25 protein-coding genes are annotated in these 24,434 nt (G+C 58.3%); 12 read left to right on the top strand and 13 right to left on the bottom strand.

Features of this window, described 5'->3' with window-relative positions:
* Window positions 1-13 precede the first annotated feature (13 nt).
* A complete protein-coding gene (locus tag ACVBEG_RS20160) occupies window positions 14-229 on the bottom strand; it encodes an SEC-C metal-binding domain-containing protein (RefSeq protein WP_447108239.1) in 216 nt (71 codons plus the stop codon).
* A 319-nt stretch (window positions 230-548) separates the two neighbouring features.
* Between ACVBEG_RS20160 and ACVBEG_RS20155 the strand changes: the two genes are divergently transcribed.
* Both ACVBEG_RS20155 and ACVBEG_RS20150 read left to right on the top strand, forming a co-directional pair.
* Window positions 549-1,676, top strand: a complete 1,128-nt coding sequence (locus ACVBEG_RS20155; protein WP_369124883.1) for a cation diffusion facilitator family transporter — start codon at window positions 549-551, stop codon at window positions 1,674-1,676.
* Between the two features lie 69 nt (window positions 1,677-1,745).
* Complete coding sequence (locus ACVBEG_RS20150) at window positions 1,746-2,282, top strand: hypothetical protein (protein ID WP_322181380.1); 537 nt, start codon at window positions 1,746-1,748, stop codon at window positions 2,280-2,282.
* 7 nt (window positions 2,283-2,289) lie between these two features.
* Here ACVBEG_RS20150 and ACVBEG_RS20145 read toward each other — a convergent pair whose 3' ends face one another.
* Together ACVBEG_RS20145 and ACVBEG_RS20140 are read right to left on the bottom strand one after the other, a co-directional pair.
* The gene (locus tag ACVBEG_RS20145) at window positions 2,290-2,763 is read right to left on the bottom strand and encodes a YchJ family protein (protein ID WP_322181378.1); all 474 of its coding nucleotides are present in this window, start codon (window positions 2,761-2,763) and stop codon (window positions 2,290-2,292) included.
* Window positions 2,764-2,766: 3 nt separating this feature from the next.
* Entirely contained in the window at window positions 2,767-3,264 is a 498-nt protein-coding gene (locus ACVBEG_RS20140) for a DUF6231 family protein (protein ID WP_322181376.1), read from the bottom strand.
* Between the two features lie 399 nt (window positions 3,265-3,663).
* Between ACVBEG_RS20140 and ACVBEG_RS20135 the strand changes: the two genes are divergently transcribed.
* On the top strand, window positions 3,664-3,939 hold the full coding sequence (locus ACVBEG_RS20135; RefSeq protein ID WP_322181373.1) for a DUF1145 domain-containing protein: 276 nt from the start codon (window positions 3,664-3,666) through the stop codon (window positions 3,937-3,939).
* Complete coding sequence (locus tag ACVBEG_RS20130) at window positions 3,932-4,690, top strand: collagen-like protein (protein ID WP_330200381.1); 759 nt, start codon at window positions 3,932-3,934, stop codon at window positions 4,688-4,690. Before ACVBEG_RS20135 ends, ACVBEG_RS20130 begins: the two co-directional genes overlap by 8 nt.
* Before the next feature lie 67 nt (window positions 4,691-4,757).
* Here ACVBEG_RS20130 and ACVBEG_RS20125 read toward each other — a convergent pair whose 3' ends face one another.
* Window positions 4,758-5,222, bottom strand: a complete 465-nt coding sequence (locus ACVBEG_RS20125) for a CopD family protein (RefSeq protein ID WP_322181369.1) — start codon at window positions 5,220-5,222, stop codon at window positions 4,758-4,760.
* Between the two features lie 111 nt (window positions 5,223-5,333).
* Here ACVBEG_RS20125 and dinG point away from each other — a divergent pair, with 111 nt between their 5' ends.
* The 5 genes from dinG (at window position 5,334) to pdxH (ending at window position 13,052) form a co-directional block, all read left to right on the top strand.
* The gene (gene dinG, locus ACVBEG_RS20120; protein ID WP_322217585.1) at window positions 5,334-7,478 is read left to right on the top strand and encodes an ATP-dependent DNA helicase DinG; all 2,145 of its coding nucleotides are present in this window, start codon (window positions 5,334-5,336) and stop codon (window positions 7,476-7,478) included.
* A 119-nt stretch (window positions 7,479-7,597) separates the two neighbouring features.
* Window positions 7,598-9,925, top strand: coding sequence for a beta-agarase (locus ACVBEG_RS20115; protein WP_322181365.1), 2,328 nt, complete (start codon window positions 7,598-7,600; stop codon window positions 9,923-9,925).
* Between the two features lie 128 nt (window positions 9,926-10,053).
* Entirely contained in the window at window positions 10,054-11,199 is a 1,146-nt protein-coding gene (locus ACVBEG_RS20110) for a serine hydrolase domain-containing protein (RefSeq protein ID WP_322181363.1), read from the top strand.
* 122 nt (window positions 11,200-11,321) lie between these two features.
* Entirely contained in the window at window positions 11,322-12,362 is a 1,041-nt protein-coding gene (locus ACVBEG_RS20105; RefSeq protein WP_322181361.1) for an OmpA family protein, read from the top strand.
* A gap of 42 nt (window positions 12,363-12,404) precedes the next feature.
* Window positions 12,405-13,052: a pyridoxamine 5'-phosphate oxidase gene (pdxH, locus tag ACVBEG_RS20100; protein ID WP_322181359.1), complete on the top strand. Its 648-nt coding sequence runs from the start codon at window positions 12,405-12,407 to the stop codon at window positions 13,050-13,052.
* Here pdxH and ACVBEG_RS20095 read toward each other — a convergent pair.
* Entirely contained in the window at window positions 13,049-13,315 is a 267-nt protein-coding gene (locus ACVBEG_RS20095) for a hypothetical protein (RefSeq protein ID WP_322181357.1), read from the bottom strand. The two genes, pdxH and ACVBEG_RS20095, sit on opposite strands and share 4 nt — an antisense overlap.
* 173 nt (window positions 13,316-13,488) lie before the next feature.
* Between ACVBEG_RS20095 and ACVBEG_RS20090 the strand changes: the two genes are divergently transcribed.
* Entirely contained in the window at window positions 13,489-13,953 is a 465-nt protein-coding gene (locus ACVBEG_RS20090; RefSeq protein WP_322181355.1) for an outer membrane lipoprotein, read from the top strand.
* A gap of 81 nt (window positions 13,954-14,034) precedes the next feature.
* Here ACVBEG_RS20090 and nhaA read toward each other — a convergent pair whose 3' ends face one another.
* Window positions 14,035-15,216 carry a Na+/H+ antiporter NhaA gene (gene nhaA, locus ACVBEG_RS20085; RefSeq protein WP_322181353.1) on the bottom strand — a complete coding sequence of 394 codons (1,182 nt, stop codon included), beginning with the start codon at window positions 15,214-15,216 and terminating at the stop codon, window positions 14,035-14,037.
* A gap of 301 nt (window positions 15,217-15,517) precedes the next feature.
* Between nhaA and ACVBEG_RS20080 the strand changes: the two genes are divergently transcribed.
* Window positions 15,518-16,612 carry a PLP-dependent cysteine synthase family protein gene (locus ACVBEG_RS20080; protein ID WP_407074616.1) on the top strand — a complete coding sequence of 365 codons (1,095 nt, stop codon included), beginning with the start codon at window positions 15,518-15,520 and terminating at the stop codon, window positions 16,610-16,612.
* A gap of 26 nt (window positions 16,613-16,638) precedes the next feature.
* On the opposite strand, the gene ACVBEG_RS20075 is transcribed toward ACVBEG_RS20080, so the two are convergent.
* The 3 genes from ACVBEG_RS20075 to ACVBEG_RS20065 all read right to left on the bottom strand — a co-directional run bounded on the left by ACVBEG_RS20075 (window position 16,639) and on the right by ACVBEG_RS20065 (window position 19,676).
* A complete protein-coding gene (locus ACVBEG_RS20075; protein WP_447108238.1) occupies window positions 16,639-18,249 on the bottom strand; it encodes an NAD(P)/FAD-dependent oxidoreductase in 1,611 nt (536 codons plus the stop codon).
* Window positions 18,250-18,345: 96 nt separating this feature from the next.
* Window positions 18,346-19,017 carry a COG3650 family protein gene (locus ACVBEG_RS20070; RefSeq protein ID WP_322181349.1) on the bottom strand — a complete coding sequence of 224 codons (672 nt, stop codon included), beginning with the start codon at window positions 19,015-19,017 and terminating at the stop codon, window positions 18,346-18,348.
* Window positions 19,018-19,076: 59 nt separating this feature from the next.
* Window positions 19,077-19,676, bottom strand: a complete 600-nt coding sequence (locus ACVBEG_RS20065; protein ID WP_322181347.1) for a short chain dehydrogenase — start codon at window positions 19,674-19,676, stop codon at window positions 19,077-19,079.
* A gap of 106 nt (window positions 19,677-19,782) precedes the next feature.
* Between ACVBEG_RS20065 and ACVBEG_RS20060 the strand changes: the two genes are divergently transcribed.
* On the top strand, window positions 19,783-20,691 hold the full coding sequence (locus ACVBEG_RS20060; RefSeq protein WP_330200379.1) for a LysR family transcriptional regulator: 909 nt from the start codon (window positions 19,783-19,785) through the stop codon (window positions 20,689-20,691).
* A gap of 71 nt (window positions 20,692-20,762) precedes the next feature.
* On the opposite strand, the gene ACVBEG_RS20055 is transcribed toward ACVBEG_RS20060, so the two are convergent.
* The 4 genes from ACVBEG_RS20055 to livH are packed head-to-tail and all read right to left on the bottom strand — an operon-like array spanning window position 20,763 to window position 24,411.
* Window positions 20,763-21,464, bottom strand: coding sequence for an ABC transporter ATP-binding protein (locus ACVBEG_RS20055; protein ID WP_322181343.1), 702 nt, complete (start codon window positions 21,462-21,464; stop codon window positions 20,763-20,765).
* Window positions 21,465-22,232 (bottom strand): high-affinity branched-chain amino acid ABC transporter ATP-binding protein LivG, encoded by a 768-nt coding sequence (livG, locus tag ACVBEG_RS20050; RefSeq protein WP_447108237.1) that lies wholly within the window; start codon window positions 22,230-22,232, stop codon window positions 21,465-21,467.
* The gene (locus ACVBEG_RS20045; protein WP_322181340.1) at window positions 22,229-23,485 is read right to left on the bottom strand and encodes a high-affinity branched-chain amino acid ABC transporter permease LivM; all 1,257 of its coding nucleotides are present in this window, start codon (window positions 23,483-23,485) and stop codon (window positions 22,229-22,231) included. The genes livG and ACVBEG_RS20045 overlap by 4 nt, the downstream gene beginning before the upstream one ends.
* Window positions 23,482-24,411, bottom strand: coding sequence for a high-affinity branched-chain amino acid ABC transporter permease LivH (gene livH, locus ACVBEG_RS20040; RefSeq protein WP_322181338.1), 930 nt, complete (start codon window positions 24,409-24,411; stop codon window positions 23,482-23,484). The genes ACVBEG_RS20045 and livH overlap by 4 nt, the downstream gene beginning before the upstream one ends.
* Between the last annotated feature and the right edge of the window lie 23 nt (window positions 24,412-24,434).

Below are 24,434 nucleotides of genomic sequence, written 5' to 3'. Positions count from 1 at the left end.
TGCGGCGGTTACATTAAGCGCCGTGGCATTTCTTGAATTTTTTCTCGCTGCCGCAAGGGCATGGGTCGTTGCGGCCAACATCCTTCAAGGTATTGCGCACTGGTTCCTGGGGCGCGTGGCCGCAGTCTGGACCATGGACGTGTGCGTGCTGGTGGTCGTGGTGGTGATCATGGTCGTGGTCGTGGTCGTGGTTGCAGTCGGGGCCATGAACGTGGGTTTCTTGGTTCATCGAGGTCACTCCAGAATAAATTCGGCAGGAATTATCGCCCAATTTCCACGTAGCGTCATATTTTCCCGGAGGGCGGCCATCCTTGTCGGGTCAGGCGGTCGTTAAAGAGACTCAGCCGCTGAAGTAAAAAGAGCCGCCTGCTGGAGCGGACACTTAATAAACAGTACCTGTATTACAGGTCCCCTTATGAGTATAAAATTAACGTATGTTCAGGAAACCTTAAGCTTTATATGAAGTAATGCGCTTGTCTCAATAGAAGCCCGTCATCTAAAATAGCGGCCTGCTAAATAAGAATGTTTGCATACTTTGAATCGTTCGCATGTACGCCCTGTTAAACGCCTATTTAATGGTCTGCCCGGGTGTTGAATGCTGTGTTCATTTAGGTTGCCGTTCAGTGCGTGTTATATCCGCATGGGATGCTCCTGAATTCACACTGAACTCACTATGGGCAGCACACCTTCCTCTACAGACACAGGAGAAGCTATACATGAGTCATCCAGAGTTCGCTGACGATCCAGAGGACGAGCTTCATAGCCCTGCTGAGCGGGCAGCGGCTGCCTCTCGCTGCACATGGGTAAGTGTTGGCGTAAACCTCGTTCTGACGTTCACTCAGATTGCGGTGGGGATACTGTCAAAGTCTCAAGGCCTGGTCGCCGATGGTATTCACTCACTGTCGGATCTGGTGGCAGACTTCGTTGTGCTGTTCGCCAGCCACAACAGTAAGAAGGACGCGGATGAAGACCATCCTTATGGGCATTTGCGTTTTGAAACCGCCGCATCAATGGTGCTGGGTTTACTGTTGCTGGCCGTCGGTGTTGGCATGATTTGGTCGGCCGTCGGCAAGCTCGAAGCACCCGAGACCGTGCAGACCGTGCATGTCATTGCTTTATGGGTCGCTGGCGGAGCGCTTGTCGCTAAAGAGTTGCTGTTTCGTTTCATGCTGGCTGTTGCCAAGAAGGTCAAGTCAAGCATGTTGGTTGCGAACGCCTGGCACGCACGTTCAGACGCCGCCTCATCGCTGGTAGTGGGGATCGGCATTGTCGGTAACCTTGCGGGTTATCCGATCCTTGATCCAATCGCTGCGCTGATTGTCGGGTGCATGGTTTCCAAGATGGGGTGGTCGTTTAGTTGGGATGCCTTGCATGACCTGATGGACCGTGCCGCGGACGAGAAAGAAGTCGCCATGATTCGCAATACGCTTATTGAAACGCCCGGTATCAAGGGTGTTCACGATATCCGCACGCGTAAAATGGGCGACATGATTATTGTTGACGCGCATATAGAAGTGGACGCTTCGATTACCGTTGAAGAGGGGCATGAGATTGCAGTTGAGGCGCGTCAGAATGTGATGCAGCGTCATCGAGTATTAAACCTGATGACGCATGTCGATCCCTGGAGCAAGCCAGACCTCGACCATATGGATCTCCCCAAGCCAGCAGGGCTCTGAGCACTTCCTCTTGACCTGTTAGCGTGGGCTTGCGCCATACTCGGGGCATGTGCAGTAGGAGTATGGCCAATGAACCTTTACGAAATTGTCTTTACGGGCCAATTGGTCCCCGGCGCCCAGCGCGAGCGGGTCGAGGCGAATCTGGCGAAGTTGTTTCAGGCGGATGCCCAGCGCATCGAGCTGCTGTTTTCCGGACGGCGTCTGGTGCTCAAGAACAATCTCGATGAGGCTGCGGCAGAGAAATATCGTTCGATCCTTGAACGCGCCGGGGCACTGGCCGAAAAGGTGGACATGCAGGTCGATATGGAGGAAGTGGAGCTGGCGCCGCCGCCCGATGCGCCTGGCTTTAACCGCCCGGCTCAACCCAGTCACCGATCACAAGTGGCCCCAAGAGACGCTTACATGGCGGCTTTTTCGGCGGTAGATGCCCCTGATTTCTCGATTGCCGAGGTGGGTAGCGATATGCAAGACCCGAAAGCCGAGGCGCCAGTGCCGCGTCTGGATTTATCACAAATCAGCCTGGCGCCGGTGGGCAGTGACATGGGCCAGCTTGAGAGGCCCAAGCCAGGACCTGCGCCAGACACATCGCACCTTAAGTTGAGCTGAACCTGATTCAGCCCAGATAACCGGCGCAACACTTCTTGAATTTTTGCCCGCTGCCACAGGGGCAAGCATCGTTGCGTCCCGCCTTGAGCTGCACAGTGGGATCGATGAAATACCAGCGACCCTCATTCTGCACGAACGCCGAGCGCTCACGATGGCTGTGTTCGCCACTGCCGTCATGCCAGCGAGCAACAAAGGTTACAAGCGCATGCTCGGGTTTACCGCCGAACACTTCCACGTGCTCGACGTTCAGGCCCAGCCAGGTGCTTTGTGCGCTCCAGTCACTGATCGATTGACGATCCAGACCTGCCTTCTGCGCAGGCAATGTGGTGTCCAGCAGATAGTCGATCAAGCCCAGTACATAGGCGCTGTAGCGCGAGCGCATCAGGGCTTCCGCGCTCGGGGCCGGGAGGCCCGCGTGATAATGCCCGCAGCAGGCGTCCAGTAAATTGCCGCTGCCACACGGGCAGATCGAGCTACTCATGATTTACCACCAGTATTTGCCGAAGTTCTCTGGGTTGGCCCAGAACTTAGCATTCAGCCAGTCGGGGACTTGTTTGTATTCACGCAGGTCGTAAGTGAACAAGGTCAGGATCTGCTCGTCACGGGCAAAGCGTTCACTGGCTTGCAGTGCCAGTGAATAAAAGTCGGTGTCCTGCCAGCCGCACGCGGGCAGATCTGCCAGCACGGCAATACGGCTGGCGTTAAGGTTGCGGATCCCGCCCAGTAGTTCCAGGCCGATGCGTTTAGGCAAATGCTCCAGGCAATCGACCACCAGTGCCAGATCGAAACGTTGCGCCGCCAGCTCGGCTGGCAAGGCGCCGGGGGCGGCATGGGCCAGTTCGGTTTCCGGGTGAGCAGCCTGAAATGCCTCAAGTGCGGGAAAACTTCCAGCACCGATCAACAACAAACGCTTGGGGGCGTAACGATCAAGTAATGCGGCCAGCGCCTGTTGGGGCGTGCGTATAGAAAAGCCTTCAGTCATCGAAAATCCTCAATTGAGTTGCAAGACTAGCCTGCTGTAGCGAGATGGCCTAGTCCTATGCGTAGCACGTCTGCAGGACGTGCAGGTTTGCAAAAAAACCGACTGGTCTGTGTCTGCTGCAGTTGGTGGCGTAACTGGTGTGTGATCAGGGGCGACTCAAAACGCCACTTTCACGGGCTATGGTGTGTTGATCGGCGGCGATGATAATGTCCCGGACGGTTGCGACAAGTGCCTAGGCACGGCTAAGAGACGTGCGGGTCGATGCGTGTGTGTCGCCCGGCATTTTCGCGGTGCAGACAGCACCTCTAATCGGGGCGCTCGAACATTTTTAAATGCACGCTGGCAAATCTCGCGCAGAAGCCGTTACTGTGCGCGAAAGAATAACTGCCAGGGGCATGTATGAAGTTGTTTTGGGGGTTGGGGAAGGCGATGACACTGGGATTCTGGCTGATGGTGCTGGTCAATATGGCCACTGCGCTGCCAAGTCCTTTCGATGTGTTGCTCCGTCTGGCTGGCAGCCTGGCATTGTTGACCCACCTGCTTGAACTGATGCTATTCAATAGCAACCTGCGCCGGCGCGTCCATCCATGGCGTGATCGCCTGCTGGTTCTTATGTTCGGTATCTTTCACATCCAATCCATTTCCCGCCCATCGGCGGAGGTTGCTCATGCGTAATCTTTGCCTGTTGGCCTTATTGTGCAGCCCAATGGCTATCGCCCAAGTGGTGACGGTCGAGTCGCATTCGCTGATGCGTCTGCCCGGTAAAACCAGTGTCTTGCAACTGGAACGTCTGGAAGTCGCCGATTACGGCACCTTGCTGATTCCCTCCAGTCTGGCTGAAGTAAAGGTCGGTGAATTGATACTGGGCCACGAGGCGCGGATTGCGATTGTGCCCAGCGAGCAGAGCTTCAATCTGGTGGTAGGCCGTGGTCAGTTGGCGTCAGGTAGCGAGATCACTGCCCGTGGCGCTCCCGGCACGTTTCTCAAGCCCGCATTGCCGGGCCGTAACCTGACCTTGCGTCTGGAAAATCTGACGGCAGAAGCGTTATCGGTCGATGCCCGTGGTGGTTCGGGCGCGCCTGGTTTTGTCGGCCTCGACGGCGCGAATGGTCAGGCTCCGGGTTGCACCTGGGGCCAGGCGGGTCGCGGGTACGATGGCGACAACGGTGGCAACGGTCATGATGGTGCTGCGGGTGCGCAAGTCCGTGTCGAGCTGCCGCAAAGCTTTCCGGCAGAGCGTGTGAAAGTACAGGTCAACGGCGGTGCGGGTGGTCTGGCGGGTGAGGGGGGGCGTGCTGGCAAGGGCGGAGCCTCCAAGGGCTGCGTGGTCTACCGTGCTGACGGCGGCAAATCCGGTAAGCCAGGTCAACCGGGCCAGCCTGGTGCGGCAGGCCCTAATGGTGCGATGACCTTGCAGCGGTTGTAAGCGAATACACGCCTTAATGGGCTTGCGAGTGGGTTGAATCGGTGTGCCTGACACACCGCTTCAACCATTAAAACCCAAATCGAGTCGCGGCCACGGCCACCAGCACCAGCCCCACAATCAGATTGATCCCAACCAAGCGGCGAATACGGGCCAATACAGCAGCGCCCTCAGGCCATTGTTCGGCAACCACCGCACGGCGCAGTTCAGGCAATTGCAGTGCCTGGATGCGAATAAACAGCGCTACCATCACCACGTACAAGCCCATCATCACCTGCACGTAACGCGGCGCCAGTTCAAAACCGGCGAACTGCAGATGGATCATGCCTACGCCTGTGATGGGTAATACCAGCACCGCCACCCAGACCCAAAGAAAGAACCGCGGAAACACCTGGACCCACAATTTCAGGCGCGCAGGACCTTCCAGGGCGACACCGGCTGCCGGGCGCAAGACCATCCAGGCGAAGAACATGCCGCCGACCCAGATCAGGGCGGCCAGCACGTGCAACGTGTAGACAAGGGCGAAAGCGGTCATTCGGGTACTCCATTCTGCGCGAGAGGAATTAGCACGGTATGATAGCGGCCTCTCAGAAACACTGAAAATTTATCCAGCACCTTCATTCAGCATTCGTAGCGCCCTAAGCCAATGATCAGTAACGAACTCAAATCCCAGATCCAGGGCGCCTATTCGCGTTTCCTCGAAGCCAAGAGCCTCAAGCCGCGCTATGGCCAGCGTTTGATGATCGCCGAGATCGCCAAAGTGCTGGGCGACATCGACACTGACGAAGAAGGCCGGCGTTCGGGCGACCCGGCAGTGGTCGCCGTCGAGGCGGGCACCGGCACCGGCAAGACTGTGGCGTATGCCATTGCGGCCATTCCGACTGCCAAGGCGGCGGGCAAGCGCCTGGTGATCGCCACGGCGACCGTCGCTTTGCAGGAACAGATCGTCTACAAAGACTTGCCTGACCTGATGCGCAACAGTGGATTGAACTTCAGCTTTGCCCTGGCCAAGGGGCGCGGCCGCTATATGTGTCTGTCCAAGCTCGACATGCTGTTGCAGGAAGGTGATGCAACCAACGCCACTGCTCAGCTTTTCGAAGAAGAAGGCTTCAAGATCGAAGTCGATGAGGCCAGCCAGAAGCTGTTTACCAGCATGATCGAAAAGCTCGCCGGCAATAAATGGGACGGCGACCGTGACAGCTGGCCGCAAGCACTGGAAGACCAGGACTGGGCGCGCCTGACCACCGACCACAGCCAGTGCACCAATCGCCATTGCCCGAACTTCGGCCAATGTGCTTTTTATAAGGCGCGCGAGGGCATGAGTAAAGTCGACGTCATTGTCACCAACCACGACATGGTGCTGGCAGACCTGGCGTTGGGCGGGGGCGCGGTGTTGCCCGACCCGCGTGAGACCTTGTATGTGTTCGACGAAGGCCATCACCTGCCGGATAAAGCCATCGGCCACTTTGCCCACTACACGCGCCTGCGCTCGACGTCGGACTGGCTGGAGCAGACCGCCAAGAACCTCGCTAAACTGCTGGCCCAGCACCCTTTACCGGGCGACCTAGGCAAGTTTATCGAGCAGGTGCCGGAACTGGCCCGTGAGATCAAGACCCAGCAACAGTTCATGTTCGCGGCCTGTGAGCAGTTAGCCGATTTCAAGGCCGGTGAAGACATGGAAGGCCGCGAGCGCCCACGTCACCGCTTCATCGGTGGCGTGGTGCCCGAGCACATGCGCGACATGGGCATCGAGTTGAAGAAGGGTTTTTCCCGCCTGGATGACCTGTTTACGCGCCTGACCGAGCTGCTCAAGGAAGGTATGGATGGCGAGGTCAACATCGGCATTGCCAGCCATCAGGCTGAAGAGTGGTACCCGCTGTTCGGCAGCTTGCTGGCCCGCGCCCATGGCAACTGGGAGTTGTGGACGGCCTTTACGGCTGAAGATCCAGAAGACAGCCCGCCCATGGCGCGCTGGTTGACCCTGGCCGACAGCGGCTCGTTGTTCGATATCGAAGTCAACGCCAGCCCGATTCTGGCGGCGGAAATGCTCCGGCGTAACCTGTGGAACGTTGCCTATGGTGCACTGGTGACCTCGGCGACTTTGACCGCACTGGGTAAGTTCGATCGTTTTCGCATGCGTGCAGGTCTGCCCAAAGGCGCGGTGACCGCCGTGGTGCCAAGCCCGTTCCATCACGCCGATGCGGGTGTGTTGCGCGTGCCGGACCTCAAGGCAGACCCTCGTGATGCCGTGGCGCACACCGCTGCTATCATCCGCGAACTGCCGAAACTGGTAGAAGGCTCCCGTGGCACGCTGGTGCTGTTCTCCTCGCGCAAACAGATGCAGGAAGTCTTCGACGGCCTTGAGCGCGACTGGCGTAAGCAGGTTTTCATTCAGGGCAATCTGTCCAAGCAGGAAACCCTGAACAAGCACAAAGCACGGGTCGACAGTGGCGAGTCTAGCGTGCTGTTTGGCCTGGCCAGTTTTGCCGAAGGGGTGGATTTGCCCGGTGCCTACTGCGAACACGTGGTCATCGCCAAAATCCCGTTCGCGGTCCCCGATGATCCGGTGGAAGCGGCGTTGGCGGAGTGGATCGAAGCCCGTGGCGGCAATCCGTTCATGGAAATCGCCGTGCCTGACGCGTCGTTGCGTCTGGTCCAGGCCTGTGGACGTTTGCTGCGGACTGAAGAAGACCGCGGCACCATCACGTTGCTTGATCGACGCGTCGTCACCCAGCGTTACGGCAAAGCGATCCTCAACGCGCTGCCGCCGTTCCGCCGCGAAATTTCCTGACAGCTGTTGGGCATCATTTGCACCGGATCGGGTCTTATCCCGGTCCGGTCCATGTTTGCCACGTTGTTTGTCACTCTGAAGTCTGGCCATCAACGGGTCGTTTAGGAGCACTTAATCAAATGATTCGCCGTTCGCTGTCCACGGTTTTTGCGCTGTTGTGTTCCGGTCCGCTGTTGGCGGCTACGGATGGACAACAGACGTTGTTCAACTTCGTTCGTCCCGCCGATGTGGTTCAGGTTGCGACGCAGGATGCCAGCCTGCCGCAATCCAACGCCGAGCAGACGGCCGAAGGCGAAGTATTGCGCCGGGTTACCTTCAATCCAGTGGCTCGTCCCAGCCTGAGTCTGACACCACAGACCGGCGTGTGGGATTGGTCCGGCGACAGCGCCATGACGCTGCGTATCCAGAACGCCATGGATTGGGCGCTGACCCTTGATGTGCGGATTCAAAGCGCTGATGGCAAAGTGATCACCAGTCGTGTCGATTTGCCCGCAGGACCTGCTCAGACCTTGTTCATCCCCCTGCAAACCAGCTCGCCCCTGAGTCAGGGCATGCGTGCCGGACCACCGATGCCGTGGACTTACGAAGGGCAGCGCGTGCTCTTGGCCAGCGCCACGGGTGAGTTGGATCGCAGCAAAGTGGTCTCGGTCACCGTAGCAATGAGCCAGCCCAATGTTGCACAAAGCATCCTGCTCGAGCGTTTCGGTGTGCAGGAAGGTAATGCGGTTCAGAAAGCGGCCTACGACAATATCGTCGATGCCTATGGTCAGTTCACCCGGGCCAAATGGCCGGAAAAAATTGTCAGCGATGAGCAACTGAAAGCCTCATCGGTCAAGGAACAGCAGCAGCTCAAGACCTGGCTGGCCGATCGGCCCAAGCAGGACCCGTTTGGCGGTTGGCTCGGTGGTCCGGTCTTTGAGGCCAAGGGCTTCTTCCGCACCGAGAAACTCGACGGGCGCTGGTACCTGGTCACCCCTGAAGGTCATCCGTTCTACTCCCTGGGTGTGAACGCCGTGACGGCGGAAGACAGCCGGACCTATGTTGAAGGTCGGGAGCGGATGTTCTCGAGCTTGCCGGCAGATACCGATCCCCTGGCCGTGTTTTATGGCAAGGCCGACAACCGCAAGAACACAGGTGCGAACAAGGACCGCAGTTTCAATCACGGCCGTTGGTTCGATTTCTATGGCGCTAACCTGCACCGCACGTATGGCCAGGAAAAATGCGTCAAGGCCGACGCGATTGCGCCGGATCAGCCGGTGGCCGCAGCGACCCCTGCTGATTGCGCCTCGCCTGCCGTCGACGCCAAACGCTGGACCCACCACACGCTGGATCGTCTGCAAGCCTGGGGCTTTAACACGATTGGCAACTGGAGTGCTCCGGAACTGGGCGTGAATGAACGCGTGCCGTATACCTTGCCGCTGTCCATCGTCGGCGATTACAGCAGCATCAGCACGGGCAAGGACTGGTGGGGTGGCATGCCGGATCCGTTCGATCCACGTTTCGCCATGGCCACCGAGCGTGCCGTGGCCATCGCCGCTCGGGATCATCGCGATGATCCGTGGCTGGTGGGCTATTTTGCCGACAATGAACTGGCCTGGGCGGGCCCCGGCGATGACCCGAAATCGCGCTACGCCTTAGCGTACGGCACCTTGAAAATGACCACCGATGCTCCGGCCAAACGGGCATTTCTCAAGCAGTTGCGCGACAAGTACCGCAATCAGCAGGGCCTGTCCAAAGCCTGGGGTGTTGAACTGCCCGCTTGGGAACTGATGGAAGACCCAGGGTTCGAGCCACCGCTGCCGAGCGCGGAACACCCCGAGATAGAAGCTGACTTCAAATACTTCCAGCGCGTATTCGCCGACACGTACTTCAAGACCATTTCCGATGCGTTGAAATGGCACGCGCCCAATCACCTGTTATTGGGCGGGCGTTTTGGCGTCAGCACTCCAGAAGCTGTGGCGTCTTGCGCCGAGTATTGCGACGTGCTGAGCTTCAACTTCTACACGCCAAAACCTCAAGACGGTTATGACTTCGCCCAGTTGCGCGAACTGGGCAAGCCTGTGCTGGTTGGCGAATTCCATTTTGGCTCGCGTGATCGCGGTCCGTTCTGGGGCGGCATGATGGAAGTTGCCAAAGAAGAAGATCGCGGTCCGGCTTACGCCAACTTCCTCAAGCAAGCGTTGGCAGAGCCTTCAATCGTCGGCGTGCACTGGTTCCAGTACCTTGATCAGCCCGTCACGGGCCGTTTGCTCGATGGTGAGAATGGTCATGTGGGCTTGGTCGGCATCACCGATGTGCCGTTTCAGGGCTTTGTCGAGGCCGTGCGCAAAAGCAACGGGCAGGTGGCCGACGTCCTTAAGAAAGAGGTTCGGGCCAGCGCTGCGGCAAAAGCCAAAACACACTCGGCTCCGGCAGCGTCCGATAAAGGCGATGGCGGCAAGCAATAGTGATCAATGAGGAGGGCGTTGCTTGCGAGCGGCTAATCGCCATCCTCTTGCCTGAGTCTGTTCCCAAAGCGTTCAATCGCTGGAACAATACACGCCACTTTGTAGATTAGTTGTCTGGGAGCGAGCGGGTGCAGATTCAGGGTCATTTCGAGCTTAAATTCGAAGCAGTGCGTGAAGCCTTCGCTGCGCTCTTCGATGATCCCCAGGAGCGCGGGGGTGCATTGTGCATCCAGATCGGCGGGGAAACCGTGCTCGACCTCTGGACTGGCACGGCCGACAGGGATGGCGCTGAGGCGTGGCACAGCGACACCATCGCCAATCTGTTTTCGTGCACCAAGACATTCACTGCGGTCACCGCTTTGCAACTGGTGGGCGAAGGCAAGCTGAGTCTGGACGAACCTGTGGCCAAGCTTTGGCCCGAGTTTGCTGCCGCTGGCAAAGAGAAAATCACGTTGCGCCAGTTCCTCTGCCATCAGGCGGGTTTGCCAGCGCTGCGCTACATCATGCCGGCCGAAGCGCTGTACGACTGGCAAGCCATGACGGATGCGCTCGCGGCGGAAGAGCCCTGGTGGGCACCCGGTCATGGTCATGGCTATGCCGCCATCACCTATGGTTGGTTGGTGGGTGAGTTGCTGCTCCGTGCGGATGGGCGTGGTCCGGGAGAGTCCATCGTGGCCCGTATTGCACGTCCCCTGGGGCTGGATTTTCATGTCGGGCTGGCGGATGAAGAGTTTCACCGTGTCGCCTATATTGCTCGTGGCAAGGGCAGCGTAGGTGATGAAGCTGCGCAGCGCCTGCTGCACGCAGTCATGCGCGAACCGACGTCCATGACCGCACGGGCCTTCACCAATCCTCCGTCGATCATGACCAGCACCAATAAACCTGAATGGCGGCGCATGCAGCAACCTGCCGCCAATGGTCATGGCAATGCCCGCAGTCTGGCGGGTTTCTACAGCGGCCTGCTTGATGGTCGTTTGCTGGAAGCCGAACTGCTGGGTGAGTTGACGCGTGAACACAGCGTCGGGCATGACAAAACCTTACTGACCCAGACCCGTTTCGGCCTGGGATGCATGCTTGATCAACCGCACGTGCCGAATGCCACGTTTGGCCTGGGCCCTAAAGCCTTCGGCCATCCCGGCGCAGGCGGTTCCGTAGGTTTTGCCGACCCTGAGCGCGAGGTCGCCTTCGGTTTCGTGACCAATACGCTCGGCCCTTATGTCTTGATGGACCCACGCGCACAGAAGCTGGCGCGCGTGTTGGGCGAGTGTGTATAGTCCGGCCGGCTGTCTGTTAAGGCCGCGTTCAGGGAACTTGAGTGCCGGATTGCTTTCAGAGCATTGTTTCAATGAGCTTCTTTCAAGCCCGATTACTGCTTAATTATTTTTGTGGGTCAACAATGTCATCTAACAAAAGTGTCGCCTTTGCTTTGTGCCTGGCTATTACCGGCTGCGCTCAAACTCCCCAGAATGATTCCGCAGAGGGCGGCCATTGGTGGTCCTTTGGGGCCGACAAGGTTGCCCAGTCTGGCCCTGATAAAACTGCCGCACCCAAAGCGGCCGTACCCATAGCGCCAAAACCCGAAGTTGCGGTAGTTAAACCTGATGCCAAGCCCGCGCCGGTTGTCGCCAGGGCCGATTCCGATAGCCATTGGTGGTGGCCGTTCGGGGCTAAAAAGGACGAGGTGAAGGCCTCCCCGGCCGTGGCTGCAATCCCGATGCCTGACCCGAAAATTACCCAGGCCTGGCTTGATGATTATGAGCCGCGCTTGCGTCTGGCCATCAAAGATAGCCCCTTCGAACTTGAACGCCATGAGAACGTGCTGGTGATTACCGCTCCGGCGGACAGTTCGTTCAACCCAAAACGCCCGATCATGTTGCTGCCGGTGAGCTTGGGCCCTATTACTCGCCTGGCCAAAATAGTTGAAAGCGACCCGAAAACTGCGGTGCTCGTACTGGGCCATTCAGACAGCATCGGCGCCGACCCTGATAATCAGAAGTTGACCCAGGACCGTGCCCAGTCAGTGGCAGCGATTTTCCGTCTCAGTGGTCTGGAACGTGATCGTTTGAACCTGCGTGGTATGGGGGCGTTAATGCCGCGAGCGGCTAACGACAGTAACGAAGGCCGTTCGTTGAACCGTCGGGTCGAGATCGTCATGACGCCACGGGTCACCATGCTGGCCTTGCTCAGCAAATATAATATGCCGGCGCCTGCTCCAATTCTGGTCGCGGCTAAACCTGTGATGCCTGTGGCACCTGACGTCAAAGCGGCTACGCCCGCCAAGAAGGCCGTGCTGGCGAAGAAAGGTACTAAGAAAGCATCGACCACGAAAAAAGCCGCACCCGCTAAAAAGGCTGCCCCGACCAAGGTCGCTCCGACCAAGGCTGCAGCACCGGCGAAGAAAGTTGAGCCAGTCCCTGACCAAGCCAAGTCCAATTAAGGTAAGCCCCGAGTCCCGGGGTTTTCAGCGAGGATGCACGTCATGACCCGAGCGTTGGCCGATATGCGCCGTGAGTATGTCCGTGATGGTTTGACCGAGGCCCTGGCGCCGGACGAACCCTTTACCTTGTTCCGCCAATGGTTCGACGAGGCGGTGAAAACCGAGCAGGCGCCGGTAGAAGCCAACGCCATGACCGTGGCCACTGTCGATGAAGACGGGCGACCGCATTGCCGGATTCTGTTGCTCAAGGGGCTGGATGAGCTGGGCTTTACCTTCTTCACTAATTACGACAGTGATAAAGGCCAGCAATTGGCAGCGCGTCCTTTTGGCGCGATGACGTTTTTCTGGCCGACTCTGGAGCGACAGGTCCGGATCGAGGGACGAGTGGTCAAGGTCAGCCCTGAAGACTCGGACGCTTACTTTCAGGTCCGCCCGCTGGGCAGTCGTCTGGGCGCCTGGGCATCCCCGCAAAGCCGGGTCATTGCTGACCGCGCCGAGCTTGAAGCGTTGCTCAAAATCACCGAACAACGCTTCAGCGACAGTCAGCCGCATTGCCCCGAACATTGGGGTGGCTATCGCTTGTTACCCGAACGAATCGAGTTCTGGCAAGGTCGTTCAAACCGTCTGCATGACCGCCTGAATTATCGTCTGGATAACCAGCAGTGGATTCGCGAGCGGCTGGCCCCTTAATCGCCTTGCGGCGTTTTCTGCGCTGCCTGGACCTCTGGAGCCTGCCCGGCAGCCGCTTGCAGCCAAGCGGCTAAATCGCGGCGTTTGATTTTCTGCTGCTGCGCCTGTTCCAGGCGCTGCAGCATGAACGTCCTCTTTTCGGGATCACTGCCCGCCAGTGATAACGCCAGGTCGCGATCCATCCAGCGCTTGATCCGTCTGTGCAGCCACCAATGGAAGTACAGGGCGGACACGGTGGCGACTGCAATGATGAAATAGTCCATAACATCCTTTCTCGCGGTAGTACGTTGAATTAAATGTCAGCACAGCCGTCTATCAATCAGGAACAACGCGTTACTGTATTTCCGCTGAATGAAAGTAAATTTCTCTCTGCGGGGTCGTGACAGCGTTCTTGTCGCGGAGTCTAATGGCTATCTGTCCTTTTGGAGATGATCTTATGCGTAAGTCTGTTCTGCTGGTTGCTTCGGTCTCTGCCTTGGCATTGACACTGGGCGGCTGTTCCTCAAGTCTGACCGGGGATTCCTACTCTCGCGATGAGGCCCGAACAGTACAGACCGTACGTATGGGCACCATCGAATCGTTGCGTCCGGTGAAAATTGAAGGCACCAAAACCCCAATCGGCGCAGGTGCTGGCGCAGTCGTCGGCGGTGTGGCGGGTAGCGCGGTCGGTGGTGGTCGCGGCAGTATTATCACGGCAGTCATTGGCGCGGTAGCCGGTGGTATGTTGGGTGCTGCCTCGGAAGAGGGGCTGACTCGTACGCAAGGTGTGGAAATTACCGTACGCGAAGATGACGGCACCATGCGCGCCTATGTGCAGGCAGTTGCTGAAAACGAAATTTTCCGGGTCGGCGAGCGCGTACGCATCATGAGCGTGAATGGCACGAGCCGTGTTTCTCACTAAGCGTTAAAGCGTTTACGTTACCCATAAAAAAGACCCCGGCTATTGGCCGGGGTCTTTTTTTGAGCGGGTGTACGCCAGGTATCAGGCCTTATGGTTTTTACCACTGGCCATGGCGGTTATCGCGTAACCGATCAACGCGGCGAGAATCGAGCCGGTGAGGATGCCCATGCGGTCCATGCCGGCGTATTCGCTGGCGCCGGGTACGAACGCCAGGGAGCCTACAAACAGACTCATGGTGAAGCCTATCCCGCACAGAATCGACACGCCGAACACTTGCCCCCAGTTCGCCCCGGTCGGCAGCGTGGCCATGCTGGTTTTCACCGCCAGCCAGGTCAGGCCGAACACGCCCAGCGTCTTGCCCAGCAACAGGCCCGCAGCGATGCCCATTGGCACGTGATGAGTGAAACTCTCGAGTGTCACGCCGCTGAGCGGTAAGCCCGCATTGGCGAACGCGAAGAGCGGGAGGATGCCAAAGGCGACCCACGGGTGCAGCGCATGCTCCAGGGTCAGCAGCGGCGAGGACTCTGCATTTTTGGTTCGCAACGGGATGCAGAAAGCCAGCACCACACCGGCCAATGTCGCGTGCACGCCGCTTTTGAGTACGCAGACCCAGAGCAGCAATCCGATAATCAGATACGGTCCGAGCTTGATCACCCCCAATCTGTTCATCGCAATCAAGGCGACGATGGACAGCGCTGCCAACATCAGCGACAAACTCGACATTTCGCCGGAGTAAAACAGCGCGATCACGATGATCGCCCCCAGGTCGTCGATGATCGCCAGGGTCATCAGGAACAGCTTGAGCGATACCGGCACCCGTTTGCCGAGTAACGCCAGCACGCCCAGGGCGAAAGCGATGTCGGTGGCCATCGGGATTGCCCACCCGCTGAGCGCTGAGGGATCGTCCTTGTTCAGGGCCCAGAAAATCAGGGCGGGGACCACCATGCCGCCGATTGCTGCTGCACCCGGCAGGACAATTTGCGATGCTTTGGACAGATGGCCTTCCAGTACCTCGCGTTTGACCTCAAGCCCGATCAGCAGGAAGAATAGGGCCATCAGCCCGTCGTTGATCCACAGCAGCAGAGGCTTGGCGATTTTCAGTGCGCCGACCTGTGCAACCACGGGTACGTCTAGCAGGCCGTTGTACAACCAGGCCAAGGGTGAATTGTTGATGATCAGGGCCAGCGCTGCCGCAGCGATCAGTAACAGGCCGCTGGCCGCTTCCATCTGAAAGAAACGCGTGAATGTGCTACGCAGAGGCAAGGTCACTCTCCATGATGGTTCAAAAGGACTGACACCCTAACCCTTACCGTTAGTTGTTAAAACAAAAGTTATATTCTTTTTTGTTATATATGTGTGCGTGCGAGTAGAAGTCAAAAAAAGCCTAGCAGTTATGTAACTAATTGCGTCGCGACTGTACCTGTTGCACTTGTGGGAACTTTCTTAGAATTGGTGTCCGGATTCTGGTTGTGAGTCAGCCTGCAGCCACTTCTTTTACTCTGCGGCTCAGGGTGTAACGTGTTGTTGTGCCTTTGAACATGTTTGACTCAAAGAGAACCTGATAATGAGCGATAACCGTCACTGGGCCCGTGAAGCGATCCGCATTATCGAAGCGGATTTTCAGCGCAGCGCCGACACCCATTTGATCCCTGTGGAATTGCCCGGCTTGCCCGGCATCGAACTGTACTTCAAGGACGAGTCCAGTCACCCGACCGGCAGCCTCAAGCATCGCTTGGCGCGTTCGCTGTTCCTGTATGCGTTGTGCAATGGCTGGCTTAAAGCCGGGGCCCCGGTGATCGAAGCGTCCAGCGGTTCCACGGCGATTTCCGAGGCCTACTTTGCGCGCTTGCTGGGTTTGCCGTTCATTGCGGTCATGCCCGCTAGCACGTCTCAGGAAAAGATCGCGCAAATTGCCTTTTATGGGGGCAAAAGCCACTTGGTGCAGGACCCGACGCAGATCTATGCCGAGTCCGAGCGTCTGGCCCATGAAAGCGGCGGGCATTTCATGGATCAGTTCACCTATGCTGAACGAGCCACCGACTGGCGGGCGAATAACAACATCGCCGAGTCGATCTTCCAGCAGCTGCGCTTCGAGCGTTACCCCGAACCCAGCTGGTTGATATCAAGTCCTGGCACAGGGGGCACCACCGCGACGCTGGGGCGCTACGTGCGCTATCGCCAGCACTGCACGCGGGTGTTGTGCGCTGATGCCGAGCGGTCAGTGTTCTTTGACTATTACCGGAGCGGTGACGCGAGCTTGCGCCTGGACTGCGGCTCGCGGATCGAAGGCATTGGCCGGCCCAGGGTGGAAGCCTCGTTCCTGCCCAAGGTGATCGACGCGATGGTCAAGGTGCCTGATGCCTTGTCGCTGGCGGCCATGCACTACCTCGCGCTGCGTTTAGGCCGACGGGTAGGCGGTTCGAGTGGGACCAACCTGATCGGTGCACTGCTGGCGGCCCGGGAAATGGTCAACGCCGGAGAGTCCGGGTCTATCGTGGCCATTTTGTGTGATGGAGGAGAGCGCTACGCGACGACCTATTACGATCAGGACTGGTTGCGGGCCCAAGGCTATGATTTGGCTGGATTGATCGACAGCGTGACGGCCTGCGCCGAACGGGGCGAGGCCTTGCCGGAAGGGGTGTTGCGGGCGGGGATTTGAATCCAGGCCCGCTCCCGTATGGGTGTTTACTCCACGATTCCCAACATATCCCGCGCCAGCGCTTCGGCAACGCGAATACCGTCGACCCCGGCAGACAGAATGCCACCGGCATACCCGGCGCCTTCACCGGCCGGGAACAGACCTTTGACGTTCAGACTCTGCAGGGTGGCGTCACGGGTAATGCGCAGCGGCGACGAGGTGCGGGTCTCGATCCCGGTCAGCACCGCATCGTGCAGTGAGAAACCTTTGATCTGCTTGTCGAACGCCGGCAACGCTTCACGAATCGCTTCGATGGCGTAAGCGGGCAGGGCGTCGGCCAGGTCCACCAGTTTTACGCCGGGTTTGTAGGACGGTTCAATACTGCCCAGCGCGGTGGAGGCCTTGCCGGCAATGAAGTCGCCCACTAGCTGCGCGGGCGCCTCATAGGTGCTGCCGCCCAGAATGTACGCGTGGGACTCCAGTCGCTCCTGCAACTCGATCCCTGCCAGCGGGCCGCCTGGATAGTCTTCCGGCGTGATGCCGACCACAATCCCGGAGTTGGCGTTGCGCTCGTTGCGTGAGTATTGGCTCATGCCGTTGGTGACCACTCGGTGGGGCTCGGAAGTCGCGGCCACCACGGTGCCGCCAGGGCACATGCAAAAGCTGTACACCGACCGACCGTTCTTGGCGTGGTGCACCAGTTTGTAGTCGGCCGCCCCCAGTTTTGGGTGGCCGGCGTATTTGCCCAGGCGTGCGCGGTCGATGAGCGATTGTGGGTGTTCGATACGGAACCCGACCGAAAACGGTTTGGCTTCCATGTACACGCCACGGCTGTGGAGCATCCGGAAGGTGTCACGCGCACTGTGTCCCAGCGCCAGAATCACATGCTTCGAGTTGATTTGCTCGCCACTGCCGAGCACCACGCCTTGCAACTGTCCATTATCGATCAGGACGTCTGTGACTCGCTGCTGGAAGCGCACTTCGCCGCCGAGTGCTTCAATCTGATGGCGCATGTGTTCGACCACGCCGGTCAGGCGGAAGGTGCCGATGTGCGGTTTGCTGACGTAGAGGATTTCCTCGGGGGCACCGGCTTTGACGAACTCGTGCAGCACCTTGCGTCCGTGAAATTTCGGGTCCTTGATCTGGCTGTAAAGCTTGCCGTCGGAGAAGGTTCCGGCGCCACCTTCACCGAATTGCACGTTGGATTCAGGGTTGAGCACATTCTTGCGCCACAGGCCCCACGTGTCCTTGGTGCGCTGGCGGACTTCAGTGCCGCGCTCCAGAATGATCGGTTTGAAGCCCATCTGCGCCAGCAGCAATCCGGCGAAAATCCCGCAGGGGCCAAAGCCGACCACGATCGGCCGTTCGCTCAAGCCTTCTGGTGCGTGTCCTACGACCTTGTAGCTGACATCCGGCGCCGGACCGATGTGACGATCATCGGCGAACGTATGCAGCAGAGCGGCTTCATCACGCACGGTGAAATCGATGGTGTAGATGAAGCACAGCTCAGAGGATTTTTTCCGCGCGTCGTAGCTGCGCTTGAACAGAGTGAAGTCGAGCAGTTCATCGCTGTCGATGCCCAGGCGCTGCAAGAGTGCAGGTCGCAGGTCTTCTTCCGGGTGATCGATTGGCAGCTTGAATTCGGTGATTCGTAACATGACAGGGTCCAGTATCCGGGCCAGCTTTACGCGAACCGGCAATTATAAGCCGGTTCGCGGGGTTTCCGTCAGGCAAAAAGCGGCCAACCGGCGGAATCAGTCGTTGCGTAAGCCACCGTAATAGGCGCAACCACGCTGGATCTGCCCATTGATGCGCAATTCGGCGGTTAAATGCTGCACAGAACCGTCGACAGGATCGACACAACGCTGGGGCGCAACCCACAGCTCTATGTGCTGATCATTGGCTTCGCTGCTCAGGTTGAAACGGCCATCCGGCAATTGCTCTTCAAGGAAGGGCAGGGCCAACGGCTCTTTGCCTTCGCGCTCAAGGACCATGCCCTTGCCGCTGACGTTGATGTTCCACGCCGGGCCATTGCCATTGGCGTGCAGGGTCAGGCGTTTGAAGTTGGCGTCGTCACAGGCCGCCCCCGAACGTTCGACACGATAGAGTTGTTGCAGATTAAGTTGCCCATCGGTGCCGGGCGTTGTGCCCGCAGCGAAACTGCCGCGCAGGTCAGCGAACAGCTTGCCTTTGCGAGCCGCCAGACCTGCGGCTTCCTGGAGAACGCCAGTATTGCCACCGTCCTTGACCACAAACCGGCGCTGTTCATTGCACGGCTGGAACAGCAACTGACCGCCTTCGCCGATCAGGTCGCCTTGCATACGAGGCAGGCCGGCATTGGGGGTCTCGGGCTTTGCGTTGAACATCTGACACCCGGCAAAGACTGGCAGCAGGGCAAACATCAAAACGGAACGGGCGGCGAACATGGTCGGTCTCCAAACAAGTTGCGCCACGGTACTGACCCTGCTGCCTGATCACAAGGGCTTCAGCCGACGTGATAGGTCTGCCCCGTCTGCAATCCTTCGACACTTTTCGCGTAAGCCAGCGCCACATCCGCTACCGGAACCGGCTTGAAGCCGCGGAAGTAGGGCGCATAACCCGCCATCGACTCCAGCACCACGTTCGGGCTGACTGAATTTACCCGTAAGCCGCGAGGCAGTTCGATGGCCGCTGCACAAACAAAACCATCGATTGCTGCATTCACCAGGCTGGCCGACGCGCCAGTACGGATCGGGTCGTGGCTGGTAATGCCAGTGGTGAAGGTGAACGAGGCACCGTCGTTGGCAAAGTCGCGGCCGATTAACAGCAGATTGACCTGGCCCATCAATTTGTCCTGAAGACCCAATGCAAAGTCTTTTTCAGTCATTTTTGCCAAGGGCACGAAGTTTACATTCCCGGCCGCGCACACCAGTGCATCGAATGAACCTGTCCGTTCGAATAGTTTTCTGATTGAGGCGCTGTCACTAATATCCACCTGGAAATCGCCGCTGGTACGGCCGATTTTTACGACCTCGTGACGCGAGGCCAGTTCCTGGTAGATCGCTGAGCCAATGGTTCCGTTGGCGCCAATCAAGAGAATTTTCATCGTGCAGTCCTTTAAGAGAGTGGATGAAGCTGCAGTGTAAGGTGGCTTTTTCCCGTCGATAAGCGTGCTAATGGGCAACCTTTGGTTTTCAAAAGGAAACAATTGAATGAGTGAAATGGATGATCTGGCGGCGTTTGCCGTCTTGATCGAAGCGGGCAGTTTTACCTTGGCCGCGCAACGGCTTGGGTGCAGTAAAGGCCAGTTGTCCAAGCGCATCAAGTTTCTGGAAACCAGTTACTCAGTGGTGTTGCTGCATCGCACCACGCGTCGTTTGAGCCTGACCGCAGCGGGTGCTGCCCTGTTGCCCCAAGCCAGGGCGCTGATCACACAGGTCGAGCGAGCCCGGCAAGCACTGGCCCGATTGCAGGATGAAGTGTCCGGTGCGGTGCGGATTACGGTGCCAGTGTCGTTGGGCGAAACGTTTTTCGAAGGTTTGCTGATGGAGTTTTCCCAAGAGTACCCACTGGTGCAGGTCGAACTGGAGCTGAACAACGGTTTTCGCGACCTGCACCGGGATGGATTCGACCTGGCCATTCGCTCCAGCGTAGGCAGCGATGAGCGCCTGGTCGCCAAACCGCTGCTGGCCATGCAGGAATTGACCTGTGCCAGCCCGGCCTATCTTGAGCGTTGCGGGGAGCCGACTCATCCCATGGCGTTGAGTGAGCACCGTTGCCTGCTAAACAGCCACTACAAGGGGCGCGAGGAGTGGCTCTACCATCAAGAGCACCAATTGATGCGCGTGCACGTGGCCGGTCCTTTTACCAGTAACCACTATAGCCTGTTGAAGAAGGGCGCACTGGTGGGTGCAGGAATAGCGCGACTGCCTTCCTACATGGTGCATGCCGAGATCAATGACGGTCGCCTGCGCTGGCTGCTGCGCGATTATCAGACACGCAGTTCACCGTTGTATCTGGTGCATCCCTATGAAGGCGGCTTGCCCCGACGCACGAAAGTACTGGCGGATTACCTCTTGGGCTGGTTCGAGCGCAGCAGCACCGCATTGGAACGGCTCTGAAGCAGCCGTCCCGAGTGGCGCGTTGCGCATAAAAAAACGGCCCGCAGGCCGTTTTTTTTTGAAGCGCAGGCTTAGCCGCCCAGATAGGCATCCCGCACTTTCGGATCGACCAGCAGTTCTTCACCGGTGCCTTGCATGACCACACGGCCGTTCTCCAGCACGTAGGCACGGTCGGCGATCTTCAAGGCCTGGTTGGCGTTCTGTTCCACCAAGAACACCGTTACACCATCACGGCGCAGTTGTTCGACGATCTCGAAAATCTGCTGAATGATGATCGGCGCCAAGCCCAAGGACGGTTCGTCGAGCAACAGCAGCTTGGGTTTGCTCATCAGCGCACGGCCGATGGCAAGCATCTGCTGCTCACCGCCGGACATGGTACCGCCGCGTTGATTGAAGCGTTCTTTCAGGCGCGGGAACAGGTGCAAGACTTTATCCATCTGCTCCTGATAGTCGCCTTTTGCGGTGAAGAACCCGCCCATGGCCAGGTTCTCTTCCACGGTCAGCCGTGCGAATACACGGCGGCCTTCTGGCACCACCGCGATGCTTTTACGCATGATCTGCGACGAGTCCAGGCCGACCAGTTCTTCGCCCATGTAGCGAATGCTGCCGCTGTGAGCGCGCGGCGAACCGCACAACGTCATCAACAAGGTGGATTTGCCGGCACCGTTGGCACCGATCAGGGTGACAATCTCGCCCTGACGAATCTCGACGTTGACCGAGTGCAGGGCCTGGATCTTGCCGTAGAAGGTGGAAACGTTTTCGAATTGCAGCATTTACGCTTCCCCCAGGTAGGCTTTGATTACTTCAGGATTATCACGGATCTGTGCAGGCGTGCCGTCTGCCAGGGGACAGCCCTGATTGATCACAACAATATGGTCGGAGATGCTCATGACCAGCTTCATGTCGTGTTCGATCAGCAACACCGTGGCGTTGTGCTCATTGCGCAACACGCCGATCAGCCCTTTCAAGTCTTCGGTTTCGCGCGGGTTCAGACCGGCTGCCGGCTCGTCGAGCATCAGGATGCGCGGGCGGGTCATCATGCAGCGGGCGATTTCCAGACGGCGTTGCTGACCGTAGGCCAGGGTGCCGGCAGGGCGGTTGGCGAACTCCTTGAGGTTGACCTGCTCCAGCCAGTGCCCCGCGTATTCCATCGCCTCACGCTCGCTCTTGCGGAACGCCGGGGTTTTGAACAGGCCTGCCAGGAAATTGGTGTTGAGGTGACGATGCTGGGCAACCAGCAAGTTCTCCACTGCCGTCATTTCCTTGAATAGACGCACGTTCTGGAAGGTACGCACCACGCCTTTGCGGGCGATTTGATGGCCGGCAAGGCCTTCGATCGCTTCGCCGTCGAGCAGGATGCTGCCCGCCGTGGGTTTGTAGAAACCGGTCAGGCAGTTGAATACGGTGGTTTTGCCGGCACCGTTCGGACCGATCATCGACACCACTTGTTTTTCATTAACGGTCAGGCCGACGCCATTGACCGCCAACAAGCCGCCAAAGCGCATGCACAGGCCGCTGACTTGCAGAATCGGACGGGTCATCGCTGCAGCTCCATATGGGGACGTTGCATGGGCAGCAGACCTTGTGGACGCCAGATCATCATCAGCACCATCAGGGCGCCGAACATCAACATTCGGTATTCACTGAAATCACGCATCAATTCAGGCATCAGGATCAGCACCACGGCGGCGAGGATTACCCCCAGTTGCGAGCCCATCCCTCCCAGCACGACGATGGCGAGGATGATCGCCGACTCGATGAAGGTGAATGACTCCGGGGTCACCAGACCTTGGCGAGCCGCGAAGAAGCTACCGGCGAAACCGGCAAAGCAGGCGCCAAGGGTGAAGGCCGAAAGCTTGATGATGGTCGGGTTAAGACCCAGTGCGCGGCAGGCGATTTCGTCTTCACGCAAGGCTTCCCAGGCACGACCAATGGGCATGCGCAGCAAGCGGTTGATGACGAACAACGCCAGCAGGGCCAGCAACAGCGCGACCAGATACAGGAAAATCACCTTGTTCACCGAGCTGTAGGCGATGCCGAAGAACTCGTGGAAGGTCTGCATGCCTTCAGCCGCCGTTTTCTCGAACGTCAGGCCGAACAGGGTCGGTTTCGGGATGTTACTGATGCCGTTCGGGCCACCGGTAAGGCCTGTCAGGTTACGCAGCAACAGACGGATGATCTCGCCGAAACCGAGGGTCACGATCGCCAGGTAGTCACCGCGCAGACGCAACACCGGGAAACCGAGGAGAAAGCCAAACAGCGCTGACATCATCCCGGCAATCGGCAAGCAGATCCAGAAACCGAGTCCGTAGTAATGCGAGAGCAGGGCATAGGTGTAGGCGCCGACGGCGTAGAAGCCGACATAACCCAGATCGAGCAGACCGGCCAGACCGACCACGATGTTCAGGCCAAGGCCGAGCATCACGTAGATCAGGATCAGTGTGGCGATATCCACCGCGCCGCGCGAGCCGAAGAACGGCCAGACCAGCGCCACCAGAATCAAGCCAAGGATGATCCAGCGCTGAGTCGAAGGCAGGGTCAGGAAGTTGCTGGCCTTGGCTGGAATCAGCGGCATGCTTGGCGTCGAACGCCAGGCCGCGGCGATAGGTTCGTGGAACAATACCCGCAGGAACATCGCAACAGCGCAGGCGAAAATGGCGAACAAGGTTGTGGTGCTGGTGCCAATGACAGCCAGATTGACGCCGACGATTTCCAGCTTGAGGCCGAGGATCGGGTAGGCGACTGCCAGCACCAGCAAGGCGCTGAAAAACGCCGATTTAAGATTCCTGGTCATACTTTTTCAACCTCCGGACGGCCAAGCAGGCCGGTCGGCCGGACCAACAGCACCAAGACGAGAAGAGCGAAGGCCACCACATCCTTGTATTGGTCGCCGAAAATATCGGCACCAAAGGCTTCAGCTACGCCCAATACCAATCCACCCAGCATCGCGCCGGGAATACTGCCGATGCCGCCCAGTACTGCGGCGGTAAATGCCTTGATCCCGACGAGGAAACCGGCGTTGGGGTTGATCACTCCGTATTGCATGCTGAGCAATACCGCAGCGACCGCAGCCAGCGCGGCACCGATGACGAAGGTCAGGGCGATGATGTTGTTGGTGTTGATACCGAGCAGGTTGGCCATCTTGATGTCTTCAGCGCAGGCGCGGCAGGCGCGGCCCAGACGAGAGCGTGAGATGAACCAGGTCAGTGCGAGCATGGCGACCAGGGTGACGATGAAAATCAGAATCTGCATGTACGAAATCACCACCTCATGGGTACTGGTGGTGCCGAACACGAAGTTGCCAGGGATCAAGTTGGGGATCGATTTGTCTTTCGAGTCTTGAGAGAGCAAAACCGTGTTTTGCAGAAAGATCGACATCCCGATGGCTGAGATCAGCGGGATCAATCGGTTGCTGCCGCGCAACGGGCGGTAGGCAACACGCTCGATGGCGTAGCCGTAAGCACTGGTGACGACGATGCTTGCGACGAATGCGGCGGTGATCAGCAGCGGCAAGCTGTCCAGACCGAGCATGGTCAGGCCGGCGATGGCGATGAACGCCACGTACGAACCGATCATGTACACCTCGCCGTGGGCGAAGTTGATCATGCCAATGATCCCGTAAACCATGGTGTAGCCGATGGCGATCAAGGCATAGGTGCTGCCAATGGTCAGGCCATTAATCAGCTGTTGGAAAAAGTGATAGATATCTATCTCAGGCATTACAGCGCTCCTAAAAACCTACT

Source organism: Pseudomonas sp. GG8, from assembly GCF_052976945.1.
The sequence above is the reverse complement of the archived record's forward strand: the minus strand, read 5'-3'. Positions and strand labels throughout refer to the sequence as shown.